The organism is Rhizobacter sp. P2_D12 (assembly GCF_056404395.1).
This window is the reverse complement of record NZ_JBFUEB010000035.1, coordinates 22,529-40,455: the sequence shown is the minus strand read 5'-3', so window position 1 is coordinate 40,455 and position 17,927 is coordinate 22,529. Positions and strand designations below refer to the sequence as shown.

General features: G+C 71.3%; 17 protein-coding genes. 7 read left to right on the top strand and 10 right to left on the bottom strand.

Annotation, left to right across the window (positions count from 1 at the left end; translation table 11 throughout):
- Nucleotides 1-8 precede the first annotated feature (8 nt).
- Nucleotides 9-776, bottom strand: a complete 768-nt coding sequence (locus AC1DYN_RS14040; protein WP_477960468.1) for an ABC transporter ATP-binding protein — start codon at nucleotides 774-776, stop codon at nucleotides 9-11.
- A gap of 65 nt (nucleotides 777-841) precedes the next feature.
- Between AC1DYN_RS14040 and AC1DYN_RS14035 the strand changes: the two genes are divergently transcribed.
- A complete protein-coding gene (locus AC1DYN_RS14035; protein ID WP_477960466.1) occupies nucleotides 842-1,696 on the top strand; it encodes an aldo/keto reductase in 855 nt (284 codons plus the stop codon).
- Nucleotides 1,697-1,898: 202 nt separating this feature from the next.
- Nucleotides 1,899-2,801, top strand: a complete 903-nt coding sequence (locus AC1DYN_RS14030; protein WP_477960464.1) for a TerC family protein — start codon at nucleotides 1,899-1,901, stop codon at nucleotides 2,799-2,801.
- A 45-nt stretch (nucleotides 2,802-2,846) separates the two neighbouring features.
- Here AC1DYN_RS14030 and AC1DYN_RS14025 read toward each other — a convergent pair whose 3' ends face one another.
- The 3 genes from AC1DYN_RS14025 to AC1DYN_RS14015 form a co-directional block, all read right to left on the bottom strand.
- A complete protein-coding gene (locus AC1DYN_RS14025; RefSeq protein WP_477960462.1) occupies nucleotides 2,847-3,155 on the bottom strand; it encodes a hypothetical protein in 309 nt (102 codons plus the stop codon).
- Nucleotides 3,156-3,314: a hypothetical protein gene (locus AC1DYN_RS14020; RefSeq protein WP_477960460.1), complete on the bottom strand. Its 159-nt coding sequence runs from the start codon at nucleotides 3,312-3,314 to the stop codon at nucleotides 3,156-3,158.
- A 376-nt stretch (nucleotides 3,315-3,690) separates the two neighbouring features.
- A complete protein-coding gene (locus AC1DYN_RS14015; RefSeq protein WP_477960458.1) occupies nucleotides 3,691-4,281 on the bottom strand; it encodes a hypothetical protein in 591 nt (196 codons plus the stop codon).
- Between the two features lie 91 nt (nucleotides 4,282-4,372).
- Between AC1DYN_RS14015 and purT the strand changes: the two genes are divergently transcribed.
- Entirely contained in the window at nucleotides 4,373-5,575 is a 1,203-nt protein-coding gene (gene purT / locus AC1DYN_RS14010; protein WP_477960456.1) for a formate-dependent phosphoribosylglycinamide formyltransferase, read from the top strand.
- 57 nt (nucleotides 5,576-5,632) lie between these two features.
- On the opposite strand, the gene fusA is transcribed toward purT, so the two are convergent.
- Complete coding sequence (fusA, locus tag AC1DYN_RS14005) at nucleotides 5,633-7,684, bottom strand: elongation factor G (RefSeq protein WP_477960454.1); 2,052 nt, start codon at nucleotides 7,682-7,684, stop codon at nucleotides 5,633-5,635.
- Between the two features lie 206 nt (nucleotides 7,685-7,890).
- Between fusA and AC1DYN_RS14000 the strand changes: the two genes are divergently transcribed.
- Nucleotides 7,891-8,121 carry a hypothetical protein gene (locus AC1DYN_RS14000; RefSeq protein ID WP_477960452.1) on the top strand — a complete coding sequence of 77 codons (231 nt, stop codon included), beginning with the start codon at nucleotides 7,891-7,893 and terminating at the stop codon, nucleotides 8,119-8,121.
- Between the two features lie 10 nt (nucleotides 8,122-8,131).
- Here AC1DYN_RS14000 and AC1DYN_RS13995 read toward each other — a convergent pair whose 3' ends face one another.
- The gene (locus AC1DYN_RS13995) at nucleotides 8,132-8,887 is read right to left on the bottom strand and encodes a DeoR/GlpR family DNA-binding transcription regulator (protein WP_477960450.1); all 756 of its coding nucleotides are present in this window, start codon (nucleotides 8,885-8,887) and stop codon (nucleotides 8,132-8,134) included.
- 48 nt (nucleotides 8,888-8,935) lie between these two features.
- Here AC1DYN_RS13995 and nudK point away from each other — a divergent pair, with 48 nt between their 5' ends.
- Nucleotides 8,936-9,562 carry a GDP-mannose pyrophosphatase NudK gene (nudK, locus tag AC1DYN_RS13990; RefSeq protein ID WP_477960448.1) on the top strand — a complete coding sequence of 209 codons (627 nt, stop codon included), beginning with the start codon at nucleotides 8,936-8,938 and terminating at the stop codon, nucleotides 9,560-9,562.
- Here nudK and AC1DYN_RS13985 read toward each other — a convergent pair whose 3' ends face one another.
- The 3 genes from AC1DYN_RS13985 to AC1DYN_RS13975 form a co-directional block, all read right to left on the bottom strand.
- The gene (locus AC1DYN_RS13985) at nucleotides 9,563-10,543 is read right to left on the bottom strand and encodes a hypothetical protein (RefSeq protein WP_477960446.1); all 981 of its coding nucleotides are present in this window, start codon (nucleotides 10,541-10,543) and stop codon (nucleotides 9,563-9,565) included.
- 96 nt (nucleotides 10,544-10,639) lie between these two features.
- Nucleotides 10,640-11,905 carry a sensor histidine kinase gene (locus AC1DYN_RS13980; RefSeq protein ID WP_477960444.1) on the bottom strand — a complete coding sequence of 422 codons (1,266 nt, stop codon included), beginning with the start codon at nucleotides 11,903-11,905 and terminating at the stop codon, nucleotides 10,640-10,642.
- Nucleotides 11,905-12,594, bottom strand: coding sequence for a response regulator transcription factor (locus AC1DYN_RS13975; RefSeq protein WP_477960442.1), 690 nt, complete (start codon nucleotides 12,592-12,594; stop codon nucleotides 11,905-11,907). The genes AC1DYN_RS13980 and AC1DYN_RS13975 overlap by 1 nt, the downstream gene beginning before the upstream one ends.
- Before the next feature lie 131 nt (nucleotides 12,595-12,725).
- On the opposite strand from AC1DYN_RS13975, the gene AC1DYN_RS13970 reads away from it, so the two are divergent.
- The gene (locus AC1DYN_RS13970) at nucleotides 12,726-13,058 is read left to right on the top strand and encodes a cysteine rich repeat-containing protein (RefSeq protein ID WP_477960440.1); all 333 of its coding nucleotides are present in this window, start codon (nucleotides 12,726-12,728) and stop codon (nucleotides 13,056-13,058) included.
- A 102-nt stretch (nucleotides 13,059-13,160) separates the two neighbouring features.
- Nucleotides 13,161-16,955: a M48 family metalloprotease gene (locus AC1DYN_RS13965; protein ID WP_477960438.1), complete on the top strand. Its 3,795-nt coding sequence runs from the start codon at nucleotides 13,161-13,163 to the stop codon at nucleotides 16,953-16,955.
- Here AC1DYN_RS13965 and AC1DYN_RS13960 read toward each other — a convergent pair.
- Nucleotides 16,853-17,848 carry a LysR family transcriptional regulator gene (locus tag AC1DYN_RS13960; RefSeq protein ID WP_477960436.1) on the bottom strand — a complete coding sequence of 332 codons (996 nt, stop codon included), beginning with the start codon at nucleotides 17,846-17,848 and terminating at the stop codon, nucleotides 16,853-16,855. The genes AC1DYN_RS13965 and AC1DYN_RS13960 overlap by 103 nt on opposite strands.
- Nucleotides 17,849-17,927: the final 79 nt, after the last annotated feature.

Sequence of the window (17,927 nt, the reverse complement as noted above, 5' to 3'; positions counted from 1 at the left end):
GCCGGCGCTCACGCGGCGGCTCCGGCGTGCGCCGCTTCGAGCGCGCGCGACACGGCCCGGCATTGCGCGACGTAGGCGTCGGAATCGCGGAACCCGGCGTCGTGCCGCGCCGGCCGCTCGATGTGGAATTGCGCGACGACGTGCCCGGGCCGCGCCCCCATCACCAGCACGCGCTGGCTCAGGAACACCGCCTCGAGCACGCTGTGGGTCACGAACAGCACCGCCATCGGCCGGGACTGCCAGGCGTCCAGCAGGTCGGCGTTGAGCCGCTGGCGCGTGATCTCGTCGAGCGCCGCGAACGGCTCGTCCATCAGCAGCAGGCGCGGCCCGGTCACCAGCGCCCGCGCGATCGACGCGCGCATCTTCATGCCACCCGACAGCTCGCCCGGCCAGGCATCCGCAAACCCGTCGAGACCCATGCGCTGCAGCAGCGGCATCACGCGGGCCTGCGCATCGCGCCGCGACACGCCCGCCAGCCGCAACGGCAGCCAGGCGTTGTCGAACACGCTGGCCCAGGGCATCAGCGTCGGGTCCTGGAACACGAAGGCCGTGTCGGCTGCAGGGTTGTCGCGCAGGGCCGGCGCGTCCACGGTGCCAAAGCTCGGTTCGTCCAGCCCGGCCACCAGCCGCAACACCGTGCTCTTGCCGCAGCCCGACGGCCCGAGCAGCGACACGAACTCGCCCGCCCGCACGTCCATCGACACCGACCGCAGTGCCTGCACGCCGTTGGCGAAGCGCTTGTCGACCTGGCGCAGCGAAATCAGGGTGTCGGACATGATGGGCGAGGAGTGTGCCGCAGAATGCCGTTCGCGCCGACGTGGCGCCCATTGCGGAGAAGCCCGTGCACCAGCTCGTCCTGCCTTCCGGAAGCACCGTCCCGTCGCTCGGCCTGGGCACCTGGCGCATGGGCGAATCGAGTTCGGCCCGGCGCGCCGAGGTGGCGGCGATCCGCAGGGCGATCGAGCTCGGCTACCGCCTGTTCGATACCGCCGAGATGTACGGCGAAGGCGGCGCCGAGGAGGCGCTCGGCCAGGCCCTCGCCGAGGCGCTGCGCGCCGGCGACGTGAAGCGCGAGCAGTTGTTCATCGTCAGCAAGGTCTACCCGCACAACGCGAGCCGCAGCGGCACGCCCGCCGCCTGCGAGCGCAGCCTGCGGCGCCTGGGGCTGGACCAGCTCGATCTCTACCTGCTGCACTGGCCGGGCAACCATCCGCTGCGCGACACGGTGGCGGCCTTCGAACGCCTGCAGTCGCAGGCACGCATCCGCGATTGGGGCGTCAGCAATTTCGATGGGGACGACATGGCCGGGTTGTGGGGCCTGGAAGGCGGCGCTGCCTGCGCCACCAACCAGGTGTATTACGCGCTCAGCGAGCGCGGCATCGAGTACGACCTGCTGCCGCTGCAGCGCGAGCGCCGCGTGCCGCTGATGGCCTACTGCCCGCTTGCGCAGGGAGGCCTCGCCGGGCATGCCGGGCTGCAGAAGCTCGCGGCGCAGCGCGGCGTGACGGCCACGCAGCTGGCGCTGGCCTGGGTGCTGAAGCAGCCCGGCGTGATCGCGATCCCGAAGGCGGTGCGCGAAGCCCACCTGCGCGAGAACCTCGCCGCTGCCGACCTCGACCTGGACGATGCGGCGCTGTCGGACATCGACCGGCTGTTCCCGGCGCCGCGCCGCAAGTCGCCGCTCGCGATGAGCTGAGGCCGACGCCGTCCATTTGACGCCGGGGGGCCAGTGCGGCGACACTCGAACCCGCAAGGGGAGTAGCCCCCCGATCAAGCCGCCGTCAACACGGGCGCCGCCGCAGCGGCACCCCGGCACTTGAGCAGCGCACCCGCGCTGTGGGCAAGACCTTCACCCGCCGTGCATCCGCACGGCGTGCACTCATGCAAGGTGAAGGACCATGGAACTCTTCTCTCCCGAATTTTTCTCGGCCTTGATGGCCATCGTGCTGCTCGATCTCGTGCTGGCCGGCGACAACGCGATCGTGATCGGCCTCGCGGCCCGCAACGTGCCGCCCGAGATGCAGCGCCGCGTGATCCTGTGGGGCACGGCCGGCGCGATCGTGATCCGTGCGCTGCTGACGCTGGTCGTCGTGTGGCTGCTGAAGATCCCCGGCTTCCTGCTGGCCGGCGGGCTGGCCCTGGTCTGGATCGCCTGGAACCTGACCAAGGACAGCGACGGCGACGGCCACCACATCAAGCCGGCGTCGAGCGTGCGCGGCGCCATCCAGACCATCGTGATCGCCGATGCGGTGATGGGCGTCGACAACGTGCTGGCCATCGGTGGCGCGGCTCATGGCAGCATGCTGCTGGTGGTGCTGGGCCTGCTGATCAGCATCCCGATCGTCGTTTGGGGCAGCCAGATGATCCTGAAGCTCGTCGACCGCTTCCCGATCATCATCATCCTCGGCGCCGGCGTGCTGGGCTGGACGGCCGCCAAGATGATCAGCAGCGAGCCGCTGATCCGCAGCTGGTTCGAGCACCAGCACCTGGGCCACCTGGTGCTGTACGCGCTGTGCGTGGGCGGCGTCACGCTGCCGGCGCTGTGGCGCCACTGGACCGAGCGCCAGCGCGAGACCAGCCTGCTGGTCGGCATCGTCGTGCTGTGGCTCGGGGTGTTCGACCTGATCGAAGAGGCGATGGGCTGGGAAGACCAGCCGGTCGACACCTGGCAGTGGTGGCACGAAGGCATCGACCTCGCGATGTGGCTGGGCTGGGTGCCGGTGGCGGTGATGGTGCACAAGCTGTGGGAGAAGCGCCATCCGAAGGTGGTCGCGCTGCCGGCGCATACCACGCACCCATGAAAAACGGGGGCCGCGAGGCCCCCGTTTCACGTTGCACGGTCGGGTTCACAGGCGGGTCACGCCCGATACCCACCCGACGAGTTCACCGTCCAGGTACAGCGCACCTTCCGGTGCGCCGGCCTGCGCGTAGAACTCGAGCACCGGCGGCAGCGGCGACTGCGGGATCGCAGGCGGCACGGCCAGGCGCTGGGCCAGTTCGGCGAGCACGGCGCTCGCGGATTTCAGGGCCGCCGCGGCGGTGCGGCGGGCGATCGTGGCGCCGGGATGGCGCGGCGTCACGGCGCGCCACGTCTGGGGCTTCAGGCTGGTCATGATGATGTCCTTCATCGGCAGCGCATGGGCGCTGCGTTGCATTCATGGGCTGTGGCGGAGCTGGTCGAGTTCGCGGCGCAGTGCACGCCCGGCGTCCTGGCGCGAACGGCCACCTTGCTGGTGGCTGCCGGCACGGCGGAAATGGGCGGGCGCCACCAGCGGATTGCGGGGCTTGCGGGCGGTGACAGTGATCTTGGTCATGGGGCGTCTCCTGGTACGTCAAGGGAAAGCAGGGCCAAAAAAAGCACAACGGCCCGGTGCGCGAGGCAATCCGGGCCGTTGGGATGAGCGCGCGTGCGTCGCGGGGCTCAGCCGACAAGCAGACCGGGCGGGGCCCGACGGCCACCTGAACACTGAAACGCCGGCACCGGCAACGCGACACGAACGACAGCGGCGCGGCGGGCAGGGGCAAGCTTCAGTGCGAAGGCGATCAACGTGGGGACTCCGGGTTGAAGGGCGGGGCGTCGCCGTGATCAAGACTGTGCATCACGACTTGCGCAGATGATAAACAATCAATTATCAAATTCAACCCCCTTGTTCAAAGGTGTGGGGACGAATCCACACCCGCAGGGGGCTGTCAGCGCTTCTTCTTGAGCGGTGCGACGCCGGCCTGGGTGCGGGCCCAGAGGTCCTCGGGCGGCGCGGCGGGGCGGGGCGGGGCCGCGGGCGGGCGCTTCGCCGCCGGGGCCGGCGGCGCGGGCAGCGCCGGCTCGGCGGGCGGCATCAGTACCTCGCCGAGCAGGTCGAGCAGCCGCGTGCGGGCGCGCTGCGGGTGGCGCCGGTAGTAAGTCAGCACCAGGCCGACGATGAAGCGTTCGTCGTCGTCCTGCGGCACGTTGCGCAGGGAGTCGTCGGGCTGCGGGGCGGGTGCCGCGGCTGCGGCCGGCGCGCCGTGGACGGCGGCGTCGTGCGGCTGGTCCATCCAGCCGTTCGGCTTGTGGCACAGCACCTCGAACTGCCGCGCGAGCCGTTCGCCGATCTGGCGCGAACGGCTCTTGATCTGGCTCCAGTAGCTCGGCTGGATCTGCAGCCGTTCGGCGAAGCGGCGCTCCAGGCCCCTCAGCGTGGCGGCATCGGGGTGCTTGATGGTGTTGTGGACGAATTCATCGAAAAGCGCCAGCGCGTTGTCAAGGCGGAGCTGGGCCACGTCGCGGGAGCCGGATTGCATGGTCCCGCATGATAAATCTTCGTGCATCTGCAGAAGCAGCCGGGGGCGTCGGCAAAATCACGGTCTTTCCGCGTTCAACCCGATCCACACCATGACGACCCTCGGAACCCCTCTTTCCCCCCAAGCCACCAAGGTGATGCTGCTCGGCAGCGGCGAACTGGGCAAGGAGGTGCTGATCGCGCTGCAGCGCCTGGGCGTCGAGACCATCGCGGTCGACCGCTACGAGAACGCGCCGGGCCAGCAGGTCGCGCACCATGCCCGCACCATCACCATGAGCGACCCGGCGCAGCTGAAGGCGCTGATCGAGGCCGAGCGCCCGCTGCTGGTGGTGCCCGAGATCGAAGCCATCGCGACGCCGATGCTCGAGCAGCTCGAGGCCGCCGGCACCGTGCGCGTGATCCCCACCGCGCGCGCCGCGCGCCTCACGATGGACCGCGAAGGCATCCGCCGCCTCGCCGGCGAGACCCTGGCGCTGCCGACCAGCCCCTACGTCTTCTGTGATTCGCTGGCGCAGCTGCAGGCCGCGATCGACGGCAAGATCGGCTACCCGTGCATCGTCAAGCCGGTGATGAGCAGCTCGGGCAAGGGCCAGAGCAAGATCGACGGTCCGTCCGACGTGCAGGCCGCGTGGGACTACGCGATGGCCGGCGGCCGCGTCAGCCACGGCCGCGTCATCGTCGAGGGCTTCATCGACTTCGACTACGAGATCACGCAGCTGACGGTGCGCGCGCTGGGGGCGGACGGCCAGGTCGAGACGCACTTCTGCGAGCCGATCGGCCATGTGCAGGTCAGCGGCGACTATGTCGAGAGCTGGCAGCCGCACCGCATGACGCCGGCCGCGCTGCAGCGCTCGCGCGACATCGCGAAGGCGGTCACCGACAACCTGGGCGGGCAGGGGCTGTTCGGTGTCGAGCTGTTCGTCAAGGGCGACATGGTGTGGTTCAGCGAGGTCAGCCCGCGCCCGCACGACACCGGCATGGTGACGATGATCACGCAGTGGCAGAACGAGTTCGAGCTGCATGCGCGCGCCATCCTCGGCCTGCCGGTGGACACCACGCTGAAGAGCCCGGGCGCGAGCGCGGTGATCTACGGCGGCGTCGAGGCCCGGGGCATCGTGTTCGACGGCGTGGCCGACGCGATGCGCGTGCCCAACAGCGAGCTGCGCCTGTTCGGCAAGCCGGAGAGCTTCAAGAAGCGCCGCATGGGCGTCGCGCTCGTCCACGACGCCGACGTGGAGGTTGCGCGCACCCAAGCCAAGCTGGCAGCGAGCAAGGTGAAGCCGCGAGCCGTGTAGCCCGGATGGCAATCCGGGGCGGCGGTGCCGGATGAACAACCCGGATTGGCATCCGGGCTACTCGTCGTCTCGAGCCTTGTATTGACTTGTCAACTGGACCTGCGCCGACGGCGGCACCGCCTCGTAGTGGCTCAGCTCCAGCGTATAGCGCCCCTGCCCGCCGGTCATCCCGTTGAGCCGGGCCTGGTAGCCGTTCAGTTCCGACAGCGGCACCAGGCCGTGCACCGTCATGCTGCCCGCCTGCTGGGCGTGCGTGCCGTTCACCTGCCCGCGCTTGGCCGACAGGTCGCCGGTGATGTCGCCCATCGCGAATTCCGGCGCGGTGATCTCCACCTTCACCACCGGCTCCAGCACGATCGGGCCGGCCTTGGTCACCGCGTCGATGAAGGCCTTGCGGCCGGCCGTCACGAAGGCAATCTCCTTCGAGTCGACCGAGTGGTGCTTGCCGTCGTAGACGATGACGCGCACGTCCTTCACCGGGTAGCCGGCGATCACGCCGCTGTCCAGCACCTGGCGCACGCCTTTCTCGACGGCCGGGATGAACTGGCCGGGGATCGTGCCGCCCTTCACCTGGTCGACGAACTCGAAGCCGGCGCCGCGCGCCAGCGGCTCGATGCGCAGGTAGACCTCGCCGAACTGGCCGGCGCCGCCGCTCTGCTTCTTGTGCCGGTGGTGGCCCTCGGCCGGCGTGGTCACCGTCTCGCGGTAGGCGATGCGCGGCGGGCGCGTCAGCACGTCGCACTTGTAGGTCTCGCTCATGCGGTCGAGCAGCGTGCGCAGGTGCAGCTCGCCCAGGCCGTAGACCACCGTCTCGTTGGTGCTGGCCACGTGCTCCACCTTCAGGCACGGATCCTCGTCGACCAGCTTCTGCAGGATCTCCCACATGCGCTGCTCGTCACCGCGGCGCTTCGGCTCGATCGCCAGGCCGTGCACAGGCACCGGGAAGTCGAGCGGCTTCAGGTGCAGGTGGTCGTCCTCGGCCGCGTCGTGCAGCACCGCATCGAAGTGCATCTCGTCGACCTTGGCCACCGCGCACAGGTCGCCCGGCAGGCCGCGCGGCACCTCCACGTGGTCCTTGCCCTGCAGCATGAACAGATGGCCCACCTTGAACGGCTTGCGACCGTCGCCGATGTAGAGCTGGCTGTCGCGCGTGACCGTGCCCTGGTGGATGCGGAAGATGCCCATCTTGCCGACGTACGGATCCACCGTCACCTTGAACACGTGGGCGATCACGTGCAGCGAGGCATCGGGCTGCGCATGCAGTTCCTTCGCGTCCGGCCCCTCGCCCTTGAAGAACTGCGGTGGGTTGCCCTCGGTCGGGTTGGGCAGCAGCTTGTCGATCACGTCCAGCAGCTCGGCCACGCCGGCACCGTTGCGCGCCGAGACGAAGCAGATCGGGATCAGGTGGCCCTCGCGCAGCGCCTGCTCCAGCGGCGCATGCAGCTCGCGCGGGTCGACGTCGCCGTCGTTCAGGTAGCGGTCGACGAACTCGGGGTCGACCTCGACCACCTGCTCGACCAGCGCGCGGTGCGCGAGCGCCACAGAAGAAAAATCCGCCTCGCCGGACGGATTGAAGAAGCAGTCGACCACCTGGGTGCCCTGCGCCGCGGGCAGGTTCAGCGGCAGGCACTCCTTGCCGAAGGCGGTCTGGATCTTCTCGACCAGGCCGGCCAGGTCCAACCCCTGGCCGTCGATCTTGTTGACGATGATCATGCGGCACAGCTCGCGGCGCGCCGCCCACTCCATCATGCGCGTCGTCATCATCTCGATACCGACCTGCGCGTTGATCACGATGGCCGCGGTGTCCACCGCCTCCAGCGCCGTCATCGACTGGCCCACGCAGTCGGCGACCCCGGGCGTGTCGATCAGGTGGATCTGCGATTCGCCATGGCGGAAGTGCATCAGTGCCGAGTTCAGCGAATGCTGCATGCGGCGTTCGAGCGGGTCGAAGTCGCTGACCGTGGAGCCGCGCTCCAGGCTGCCCGGCGCGCCGATGGCGCCGGCCTTGCACAGCAGCGCCTCGGTCAGGCTGGTCTTGCCGGAGGCCGCCTGGCCGACCAGCGCCAGCGTGCGGATCGACGCGATGCCGGGATTCGATGGGCTTGACATGGCACTCTCCTTCCACGCCGGGGGCGCTGATGGGTGAGGGGGCCGAACGAGGTTAGTGGATCGACCCGGCCACGGCAAGCGGGCGCACCCGCGACCGTCCGGGGCCTGCATGGCGATGTCCTACAGCCTGCGGCGGGCTGGGCCGACAGCGCCGGCCTGCCGGGGCGGGCACAGTGGACGGCGCCATACGGCCACAAGGAACCACCATGAAGCCAGCCTCAGCCTCCGGCCCGCCCGATGCGCGGCGCAAGGGCGACACCACCGCACGCCGAGACCGCGACGCCGAACCGCAGTTGCCGCACGAGCGCGACGAATCGACGTCGAAGGACACCCGACCGCGCCCCCGCATCGAACAGGCGCACCGCGACGTCAGCAAGGGCCTGGTCGACACCGACCGCGGCCCGGTGATGGACGCCACCTACCAGCGCCAGAAATAGCCGGCCCTCCTCAGGCTCGCACGATCGCCAGGCCGGCCCTCTCGAAGCCGGCCAGCGCCTTCTTCGGCGCCTGCGGGTCGACGATCAGCCCGGTGGCGGCCTTGCACGGCGCGATCGAGTAGGCCGAGGCGCTGTTCAGCTTCTCGGCCGAGGCCGGCACCCAGGTCTCGGCCGCCTGGGCCATCAGCGCGCGCTTGATGTGGGCCTCTTCGAGGTCGCCGGTGGACAGCCCGGCATCGAGCGAGACGCCGGTGACGCCCATGAAGTACAGGTCGGCGCGGATGCGGCCGATGGCCTCCAGGGCCGCCGCGCCCACCGCCACCACCGAGTGCTTGAACAGCCGCCCGCCGATCAGCACGACCTCGATGCCGGGATGGTCCACCAGCTCGATCGCGATCGTCGGGCTGTGCGTGACGACGGTGGCGCGCAGCGTGCGCGGCAGCTGCCGCGCGAGCTGCTGGCAGGTGGTGCCGCCGTCGATGAACACGATCTGCCCCGGCTGCACCATCGCCGCGCCGGCGCGCGCGATGCCGGCCTTGCCCTCGGGCTCGACCGTGCGTCGCACCGCGAAGTCGGCCACCGCCGCCGATGCGGGCAGCGCACCGCCGTGCACGCGCTGCAGCAGGCCCTCGGCCGCGAGCGCGCGCAGGTCGCGCCGGATGGTGTCCTCCGACAGCCCGAGTTCCTCGCTCAGCGTGGCCGCGACGACCTGCCCCTCCTGTTTCAGGCGCCCGAGGATCAGTTGCTTGCGTTGTTCGGTCAGCATGCGGTGCAGTGTGCACGAAAAATCTTGACATTGCACGAAGTTGCACGAATGATCGCGGTCCCGGAACGACCCGGACAGGATCAGGAGAAGGCCGTGAACGACCGCGTGCGCATCGTCGACGTCAAGCTGCTCAGCGACGACTGGTATGTGCTGAAGAAGACGAGCTTCGACTACCTGCGCCGCGACGGCCGCTGGCAGCGCCAGAGCCGCGAGACCTACGATCGCGGCAACGGCGCGACGATCCTGCTCTACAACCGCGAGCGGCGCACGGTGGTGCTGACGCGCCAGTTCCGCTTCCCGGCCTACGTCAACGGCACGCCCGACGGCATGCTGGTCGAGGCCTGCGCCGGGCTGCTCGACCGCGACGACCCCGCCACCTGCATCCGCCGCGAGACCGAAGAGGAAACCGGCTACCGCATCGCCGACGTGCGCCAGGTGTTCGAGGCCTACATGAGCCCGGGCTCGGTGACCGAGCGGCTGCATTTCTTCGTCGGTGCGTACGAAGCGCGCGACAAGGTCTCGGGCGGCGGCGGCGAGCCGCACGAGGGCGAGGACATCGAGGTGCTGGAGCCCACGCTCGACGAGGCGCTGGCGATGGTCGAGTCGGGCGCGATCCGCGACGGCAAGACCATCATGCTGCTGCAGTACGCCAGGCTGCACCGCCTCGTCGATTGATCAGCCCGCGTCGGACGCCAGGCGCGACACGGGCACCGTGACGCTGCGGTCGATGGTGCCGTCCTTGCCCTGGTCGACGCTGATCGTCGCGAAGCCGTCGGCGACCGCGATGCCGACCCGCGCGTGCGGCAGCGTGATCGTCCAGCCGCCGGCCACCGGCAGTCCCGTGGCCGAGTAGCTCGCGCTGCCCTGCGTGGCAACGGTGTAGCTGAAGGCGCCGTTCGGCAGCGTGGCCGACAGCGTGTGCGTGCCCTCGATCGAACTGCCCTGCAGCACGCCGTTCAGCAGCGTGGCCTGGCGCGTGATGTCGGCGGCGCTGAGCGTGAACACGCTGGTGCGTGCGTTGAAGTGCGTCGTCAGCGACAGGCTGGGCGACGTGAAATGGCTGGCGAGCACCGTCGTGCCGTTGCCGTCGCTGGTCGACGACACGCTGCGCGCGGTGCTGCCGTCCAGCGTGACGCTGCCGCGCGGCAGCGCGACCGACAGCGCGTTGGCCGTGGACGCGATCGACAGCGTCGTCGCATCGGCCTGCAGCACCGTCATCGACAGCGAGCCGTTGACGGCGGCCGCACCCAGTGCGCCGCGGCAGTCGGTGTAGGCGAGCGTGTAGACCTCGCCGGTGTCGAGCTGGCCGTTCAGCACGCTCGACGCGGTGCCGCCGGTGATGCCCAGCAGCGCGCTGCCGCCGCCGGGGCAGCTGACCGTCACGTCGGCCACCGCGCTGGCGGAGACGCCCTTCGCCGTTTCGTGCCCGCTGGCCGCGGCAGCCTGCGCCGCCACCACCGACTGCGCGGCCAGCACGGCCGTGTCGAATGCCGTCGTGGCGTCGTTGGCGGCCAGCGTCGCGTTGGCGCTGTAGCCGGTGGCGGTATCGGTGCTCAGCACCTCGTCGTCGCCGGACGTGCCGCCGCCCCCGCAGGCGGCCAGCGCGGACAGCGCCAGGACGGACAGCAGGGTGCGGGGGATCGGTGCGTGGCGCATGGGAACTCCTCGGGAAGTGGATGGTGCCCATTGAACGCGCCGCGGCCGTGCGCGGCGACCACGTTGCACGACGAAATGCGACAGTGTTGAAACGTCTCAGCGCAGCGTCACGCGCACGCGGTGCACGCCGGCCTCGCGTTCGAACGACAGCTCGCCGCCCAGGCGCGCGACCACCTGGCGCACGATCGCGAGGCCCAGGCCGGCGCCAGGCCGGGCGCGGCTGGTGTCGCCGCGTGCGAAGGCGTCCTGCAGGCGGGCGGCGTTATCGGGCGCCATGCCGTCGCCGGCATCCTCGACCGTGATCCAGGTGCCCGCCGGCGAGGTGCCCAGCCGCACCTGCACCGGCGCGCGGCCGTGCTTGAACGCGTTGTCGACCAGGTTGGCCAGCAGCCGCTCGACCAGCAGCCGGTTGGCGCGCGGGCGCGGCAGCGTGGCCGGCGCATCGAGGCTCAACGCGGGGTGCTCGAAACCGGCGACCACCTGGCGCGCGACGGCGGCCAGGTCCACCGTCTCGTCGCAGGCCAGTTCGCCGGAGCGCACGAAGTCGAGGAAGCTCTCGATCAGGCGGTCGGCATCCTGCACGTTGCGCACGATGCTGGCGCGCCGCGCCTGGGTGTCGGCGGTGTCGGGCAGCAGCTCGGCGGCCATGCGGATGCGGCCCAGCGGACTGCGCAGGTCGTGCGAGACGCCGGCCAGCAGCACGGCGCGTTCGCGCTCGTGGCGTTCCAGCCGCGCGAGCAGGTCAGTGTACGCCTCGTCGATGGCGGCGACCTCGGGCGACGACGCCGGCGGGGCCACGGCCGTCGGGACCGGCCGACCCGGTGTGTGCAACTGCATGCGCTCGCGCAGCCGCTCCAGCGGCTGCGTGAGGCGCCGGGTGAAGCGCCAGCTCACGGCGGCGACCAGCACGCTGGTGATCGCGAGGGCGAGCAGCGTGCGCGCCGACCAGGCCGGCACGACCACCTGGCCGCGCACGCCCAGCCACTTCGCCGCGTGCCCGGGCGGCGCCACGTGCAGCCACACCATCGGCTCGCGCTCGCCGACACCCAGCCGCACCTCGTCGACGGGCACGCCGCGCGACTGCAGTGCCTGGCGCAGCGCGACGAAGCGCGGCGCGTGCTGCGCGGTGCGGCGCGCGTTCGGCGGCGCCTCGTCGCGCTGCAGCACCGGCATGGCATCGGGCGTCGGCGGCGCCAGCCCTGCGGCGGCGGCCAGGTGCGGTGCCCAGCGCTCGGCGTACAACACCGCGACGGTCACGTTGCGCTCGATGTAGAACAGCAGCCCGAACACCAGCCCGAGCGCCAACACCAGGCCCAGCTGGGCCAACAGCAGGCGCGTGAACAGGCTGTCGAAGCGCGGCATCAGCCGCGCGGCACGAAGACGTAGCCTTCGCCGCGGATGGTGTCGATCCATTCGCTGCCCGGCGCGGCCTCGGCCAGCTTGCGGCGCAGCCGCGCGACCTGCACGTCGACGGTGCGGTCGAGCGGCTTGTAGCCGCCGCTTTGCACGGCATCGCTCAGCTGCTCGCGCGTCAAGGGCTGGCCCGGCGTGCGCGCCAGCGCCGTCAGCAGCTTGTATTCGACGCTGGTCAGCGCGATTGCCGCGCTGCCGACCCGCACCTCGCGTTTCAGCAGGTCGATCGTCAGCCCGTCGAAGCGCAGCTGCGGGGCCTCGGCGCGGCCCGGTGCCTGGCGGCGCAGCAGCGCGCGCACGCGGGCCACCAGCTCGCGCGGCTCGAAGGGCTTGGGCAGGTAGTCGTCGGCGCCGATCTCCAGCCCGAGCACGCGGTCCATCGGGTCGCCGCGCGCCGTCAGCATCACGATGCCCAGGCCCGGGTGCGCGGCACGCCAGCGGCGGCAGACGTCGAAGCCGTTCGCATCGGGCAGCATCACGTCCAGCAGCACCGCGTCGGGCCGGCCCTGCGCGATCGCGCGTTCGCCGTCGCCGGCGGTCAGCACGGCGTGCACGGTCCAGCCTTCGCGTTCGAGCAGTTCGCACACCATGCCCGACAGCTCGGCATCGTCGTCGACCATCAACACCAGCGGCTTCATGGAGCGGCAGTCTACGGGGCCACCGGCACGGCGGTTCGAACATTTCAAGGCTGTCGCAAATCGTCACCGGCGCGGCGTGACGGCGTGGGGTTTCGGCGCTTCAATCCGCCATCCCTGCTTCGGAGAACACGATGAAGACCTTGACGATCCTGCTGTCGCTGCTCGTGCTGGCCGGCACGGCCGCGGCCCGCGACGCCAACCCGATGGCCCAGGCCTGCAAGGCCGACCATGCGAAGTTCTGCAAGTCGGTGCAACCCGGCGGCGGGCGCATCGTCGAGTGCCTGAAGTCGCACGAGGCCGAGCTGGCGCCGGCCTGCAAGACCGCGCTGGACACCGCCTCCACCTGCGGCCCGGAACTCAAGAGGATCTGCGGCGATGCCAAGGGCAGCGCGATGCGCGATTGCGTGAAGGCGCATGCCGGCGAGTTCAGCGAGGCCTGCCGGGCGACGCTGCCCAGGCGCTGAGCCATGCCGGGTTCGAACTGCCGCTCTTGAGTGAATATTGCCCTCGCCGGGCGCGACCCCTTCCCCTACCATCCGCGCACAAGGATGTGAGGGGATCAGGGAATGAGTTCACCGACCAAGGCGCAGCCGTCGACGCTGGTCGCCAAGCTGGCCAGGCCCACCGCCGCGTACAAGCGCCATGCCTGGCTCGCCGTCGCCGCGCTGGCCGGCTTCATGCTGCTCTACCTGGGCCTGGCCGGCTGGTTCCTGTTCACCGCTTGGCGGCTCACGGTCGGCGCCGAGGCCGCCTTCTGGGGCTGGGTCGTCGGCGGCTGCGCGGCCTTCCTCGCGGTCTTCATGCTGAAGGCGATCTTCTTCGTCAAGCAGGGTTCGCAGGACAACACCGTCGAGGTCACCGCGGCGCAGCAGCCGCGGCTGTTCGAGTTCCTCCACAAGCTGGCCGACCGGGCCGGCGCGCCGCGCCCGCACAAGGTGTTCCTGTCGGCGCGCGTCAATGCCGCGGTGTTCTACGACCTGTCGGTGCTGAACCTGGTGCTGCCGTCGCGCAAGAACCTGGAGATCGGCCTCGGCCTCGTCAACGCCGTCACGTTGGGCGAGATGCGCGCGGTGCTGGCGCACGAATTCGGCCATTTCGCGCAGAAATCGATGGCGGTGGGCCGCTGGGTCTACGTGGCGCAGCAGATCGCCGGCCACCTGGTGGCGCGGCGCGACAAGCTCGACGGCTTCCTCGACACGCTGTCGCGCTTCGACGTGCGCGTCGCCTGGGTCGGCTGGTTGCTCGGCGTCATCGTGTGGGCCATCCGTTCGCTGGTCGACAGCGCGTTCTCGCTGGTGCTGCTGGTGCAGCGCGCGCTGTCGCGCGAGATGGAGATGCAGGCCGACCTGGTGGCCGTGTCGCTGACCGGCAGCGATGCGCTGATCCACGCGCTGCACAAGCTGCAGGCGGCCGACGACGCCTGGGACCGCACGCTCGGCTTCGTCGGCGGCGAGCACGCCAGGGAGCGCATCACGCGCGATGCGTTCGCGATCCAGTCGCGCGTGATGCAGCGCATGGGCCAGGTGCTGAACGACCCGCAATACCACCGCGTGCCGCCGCTGCCGGCCGAGCAGCCGCAGCAGCACCGCCTGTTCAAGGCCGAGCTGGCGCAGCCGCCGCGCATGTGGCTCACGCATCCGCTGAACCACGAGCGCGAGGCGAATGCGAAGCGGCACTACATTGCCGCACCCATCGACGACCGCAGCGCCTGGGAGCTGTTCGACGACGCTGCCGCGGTGCGCGAGCGCGTCACCGCGCAACTGATCGGCGACACCCGGCTGTCGCCGCTGCCGATCGAGGACTCGCTGCAGGCGCTGGACGAGCAGTTCGCGCGCGAAAGCCTGCAGGGCCGCTACCGCGGCGTCTACCTCGGCCGCTCCGTCACGCGCAGCGCCGCCAGCGCGGCCGAGCTGGTCGACCCCCGCGCCACCACGTCCGGCCTGGCCGGGCTGTACCCGGAGTCGCTGCTGGACGACGTCGAGCGGCTGCGCAACCTCGAGCGCGAACTGGGCCAGTTGCGCGCGCTGAAGACCGGTGCGCTGAGTGCGCCCGGCGGCCTGATCCGCCACCGCGACCGCACGCTGAAGAAGAAGGACCTGCCGCAACTGGTCGCCGGCGTCGAGCGCGAGCTGCGCCAGGTGGAGCAGCGGCTGCTCGACCACGACAAGGCCTGCCGCAGCGCGCACCGTGCCGCGGCACGGCAGGTCGGCGGCGGCTGGGAGGCCTGCCTCGACGGCCTGCTCGCGCTGCTGCACTACGCCGACCACGGCGAAGCCAACCTGCGCGATGCGCAGGGCCGGCTGGCCAACGCGTGGCAGGTGGAAAGCGCGACGCGCCGCGTCGGCAAGGCCGGTGTCACGCGGCTGGTGATCGTCGCCAACGAGCTGCATGCGGCGCTGCACCGGCTCTCGGAGCAGCGCGATTCGGTGGTGCTCGATGCGGCCGTCCGCGAGAAGCTCGGCGTCGCGAGCTGGAGCGAGTTGCTCGGCGAGTTCAAGCTGCCGCCGGCCACCAGCGACAAGCTCGGCGACTGGCTGGGCGTGGTCGACAGCTGGGTCGACCAGCTCGCCGGCGCCTGCAGCCGGCTGCGCTCGCAGGCACTCGACCAGCTGCTGCGCACCGAGGCGCTGCTGGCGCGGCGCGTGCGCGGCGAGGCCGTGCCCGAGCTGGCCGACACCGCGCCCGAACCGTCGCAGGTGCCACCGGCCTACGACACGCTGCTGCCCGGGCGCGAACGCGAACGGCAGACCCGCCTCGGCTGGCTGGCGCGCTTCCAGACCGCCGACGGCGTCGTGCCGGCGCTGGCCCGCCTGGGCGTGGCCGGCGGCATCATCGCCGCGGTGCTGGGCCTGGGTGGCACGGTCGGCGATGCGAGCATCGTGGTCTACAACGGGCTGGGCACGCCGGTGCAGGTGGCGTTCGACAAGCGCCAGCTCAGCGTCCCGCCGATGGGCAGCACGCGCTTCACGGTGCCGGCCGGTGCGATGCACCGCATCGAGACGCGCACGCCGCAGGGCGTGCTGATCGAGGCCTTCGATGCCGATGCGAAGGGCGCCTTCGGCAGCTTCGTCTACAACGTCGCGTCGGCCGCGCCGCTGGTCGAGTGGACCGCGGTGTACGGCCGCACGCAGCCGGTCCCGGAGCGCATGCTGGGCACGCCGCGCTGGTCGACGACCGACGTGCAGCACGTGTTCGAGCAGCCGCCGCGCAGCATCAGCACCAAGGGCGGCGGCGGCACGCGCACCGTGCTGCAGGGCCTGGCCGACCTGCGGCCGGACCGGCAGCTCGACGCGCTGGCGAACGACGCGCAGCGCGCCCAGCTGATCGCGACCCACCTGCGCTGGGACGCCACCGGCAGCGGCACCACGCTGCAGTGGCTGACGATGGTCGATGGCGACCCGGCGCGGCTGGCGCTGCTGCAGGCACGCCTGAAGGCCGCGCCCGACGACGTGATGCTGCTGCGCGCCGAGCAGGACGGCACGCAGGGGGCGGCACACGAGCAGGTGTGCGCGCGCCATGTCGCCGCCAGCCGGGCCGCGCCCGAGAATCCCGGCCTGCGCTATGCCGCGGTGCGCTGCGACACCGACAGCCCGCAGAAGTGGCAGGCCTTCATCGAGGGCCACCAGCGCTGGCCGGCGCATGCCTGGATGGGCTATGCCGCCGCCTATGCCGAGCTCGACCTGGGCCGGCTGGAGGCCGGGCTGGCCGCGCTCGCCGAGGCGCGCGCCCGGCTGCCGGCGCTGGCCGAGTACATCGCCATCGACGAGGCGCGGCTGCGGCGCTTCCTGAAGCAGGACGGGGCCGGGCCGATGGGCGAACTGCAGCGTGCATCGCCATCCCTGCGCGTGCGCCTGGCGCTCGAATCCGGCACGCCGCTGACCGACGAGCCGATGCCGACCGAGTACGCCGAGCTGTCGCGCGGGCGCATCGACGTCGCGCTGCGCAGCGCCGCCGCGTCGCGCGAACGCGAGACGCGGCTGCTGTGGCTGGCCGCCGGCTCCGATGGCGCCGACGCCGCCGTCGTCGCGCGCGCGCTGGCACTCCCGCATGGCGCCGATGCCGGCAGCGTGTGGATTGGCGCGGCGGTGGCGGCGCGGGCCGGGCAGGACATCGCGCCGTTCGTCGCCGGCGTCGCACGCCATGCCCCGACCGATGCGGCGTTGCTGCGGGTGTTCATCGAGCAGTTGCAGAAGACGCGCGACGTCGCGGTGGCCGAGCGCGTGCTGGCCGAGATGTCGTTCCAGGCCCGCGTGCAGGCCTATGCGGCGGGCGTCGTGCTGCTGGGCCGCGAGGCGCCGGCGGCCTGGCGCGATGCGGCGCGGCGCTTGCTGTTCGCCGACGAGCGGCCGTACTTCTCCTGATCCCGCGTCACTTCGCGGACCAGTTCGATGAAGGCCCGCAGCCCCGCCGGCACGTGCCGCCGCGTCGGGTAGTACAGGCAGATGCCGCCGAAGGGCGGCGTCCAGTCGTCGAGCATCCGCACCAGCCGGCCGGCAGCGAGGTCGGCGCCGACGTGCATCTCGGCCAGGTAGCCGATGCCGACGCCGGCGCGCACTGCCTCCAGCATCAGCGACGGCTCGTCCAGCGTCACCGGCCCCGGCACGTCGAGCGTCAGCGACTCGCCGTGGCGCTCGAACTCCCAGCGGTAGCGCACGCCGCTCGCCAGGCGCCAGCGGATGCAGCGGTGCCGCATCAGGTCCGTCGGCAGGGCCGGCGTGCCGTGCGCGGCCAGGTAGTCCGGCGTGGCCACCACCGCCGTGCGCATGGGGCCGCCCATCGGAACCGCGATCATGTCGCGCGGCACCGTGTCGGCCAGCCGGATGCCGGCGTCGTAGCCCTCGGCGACGATGTCGATCAGCCGCCCTTCGGTCACCAGGTCGACCTCCATCTGCGGGTAGCGCCGCATGAACTCCAGCACGATCGGCGCGAACACGATGCGCGCGGCGCCGGCCGAGGTGTTCAGCCGCAGCGTGCCGGCCGGCGTGTCGCGCAGGCTGTTGACGGCCTCCATCGCGCCGCGGATGTCCGACAGCGCCGGGGCGACGCGCCGGACGAACTGCTCGCCGGCCTCGGACAAGGCCACGCTGCGCGTCGTGCGGTTGAACAGCCGCACGCCCAGCCGCGCCTCCAGCCCGGCCACCGCGCTGCTGAGGGCCGAGGTCGACATGCCCAGCTCGCCGGCCGCGGCGCGGAAGCTGCCGTGCCGCGCGACAGCCAGCACGGCTTCCAGTTCGACCAGGCCGGATCGGTGCATTGTCCTGATTCTCGAAACGAGTCGTGAGGTTTCGTGCAGCTTATCAAATCAATGCCGGGCACCTAGATTCGACGGGAAC

Bases quoted from the DNA above. Each gene is read 5' to 3' on its own strand.
- AC1DYN_RS13970 (WP_477960440.1), top strand. From the start codon at position 12,726: ATGAAGACCTTGACGATCCTGCTGTCGCTGCTCGTGCTGGCCGGCACG.
- nudK (WP_477960448.1), top strand. From the start codon at position 8,936: ATGATCGCGGTCCCGGAACGACCCGGACAGGATCAGGAGAAGGCCGTG.
- AC1DYN_RS14020 (WP_477960460.1), bottom strand. From the start codon at position 3,314: ATGACCAAGATCACTGTCACCGCCCGCAAGCCCCGCAATCCGCTGGTG.
- AC1DYN_RS13960 (WP_477960436.1), bottom strand. From the start codon at position 17,848: ATGCACCGATCCGGCCTGGTCGAACTGGAAGCCGTGCTGGCTGTCGCG.
- AC1DYN_RS14000 (WP_477960452.1), top strand. From the start codon at position 7,891: ATGAAGCCAGCCTCAGCCTCCGGCCCGCCCGATGCGCGGCGCAAGGGC.
- fusA (WP_477960454.1), bottom strand. From the start codon at position 7,684: ATGTCAAGCCCATCGAATCCCGGCATCGCGTCGATCCGCACGCTGGCG.
- AC1DYN_RS13985 (WP_477960446.1), bottom strand. From the start codon at position 10,543: ATGCGCCACGCACCGATCCCCCGCACCCTGCTGTCCGTCCTGGCGCTG.
- AC1DYN_RS14030 (WP_477960464.1), top strand. From the start codon at position 1,899: ATGGAACTCTTCTCTCCCGAATTTTTCTCGGCCTTGATGGCCATCGTG.
- AC1DYN_RS14025 (WP_477960462.1), bottom strand. From the start codon at position 3,155: ATGCAACGCAGCGCCCATGCGCTGCCGATGAAGGACATCATCATGACC.
- AC1DYN_RS13995 (WP_477960450.1), bottom strand. From the start codon at position 8,887: ATGCTGACCGAACAACGCAAGCAACTGATCCTCGGGCGCCTGAAACAG.
- AC1DYN_RS13965 (WP_477960438.1), top strand. From the start codon at position 13,161: ATGAGTTCACCGACCAAGGCGCAGCCGTCGACGCTGGTCGCCAAGCTG.
- AC1DYN_RS14015 (WP_477960458.1), bottom strand. From the start codon at position 4,281: ATGCAATCCGGCTCCCGCGACGTGGCCCAGCTCCGCCTTGACAACGCG.
- purT (WP_477960456.1), top strand. From the start codon at position 4,373: ATGACGACCCTCGGAACCCCTCTTTCCCCCCAAGCCACCAAGGTGATG.
- AC1DYN_RS13975 (WP_477960442.1), bottom strand. From the start codon at position 12,594: ATGAAGCCGCTGGTGTTGATGGTCGACGACGATGCCGAGCTGTCGGGC.
- AC1DYN_RS14040 (WP_477960468.1), bottom strand. From the start codon at position 776: ATGTCCGACACCCTGATTTCGCTGCGCCAGGTCGACAAGCGCTTCGCC.
- AC1DYN_RS13980 (WP_477960444.1), bottom strand. From the start codon at position 11,905: ATGCCGCGCTTCGACAGCCTGTTCACGCGCCTGCTGTTGGCCCAGCTG.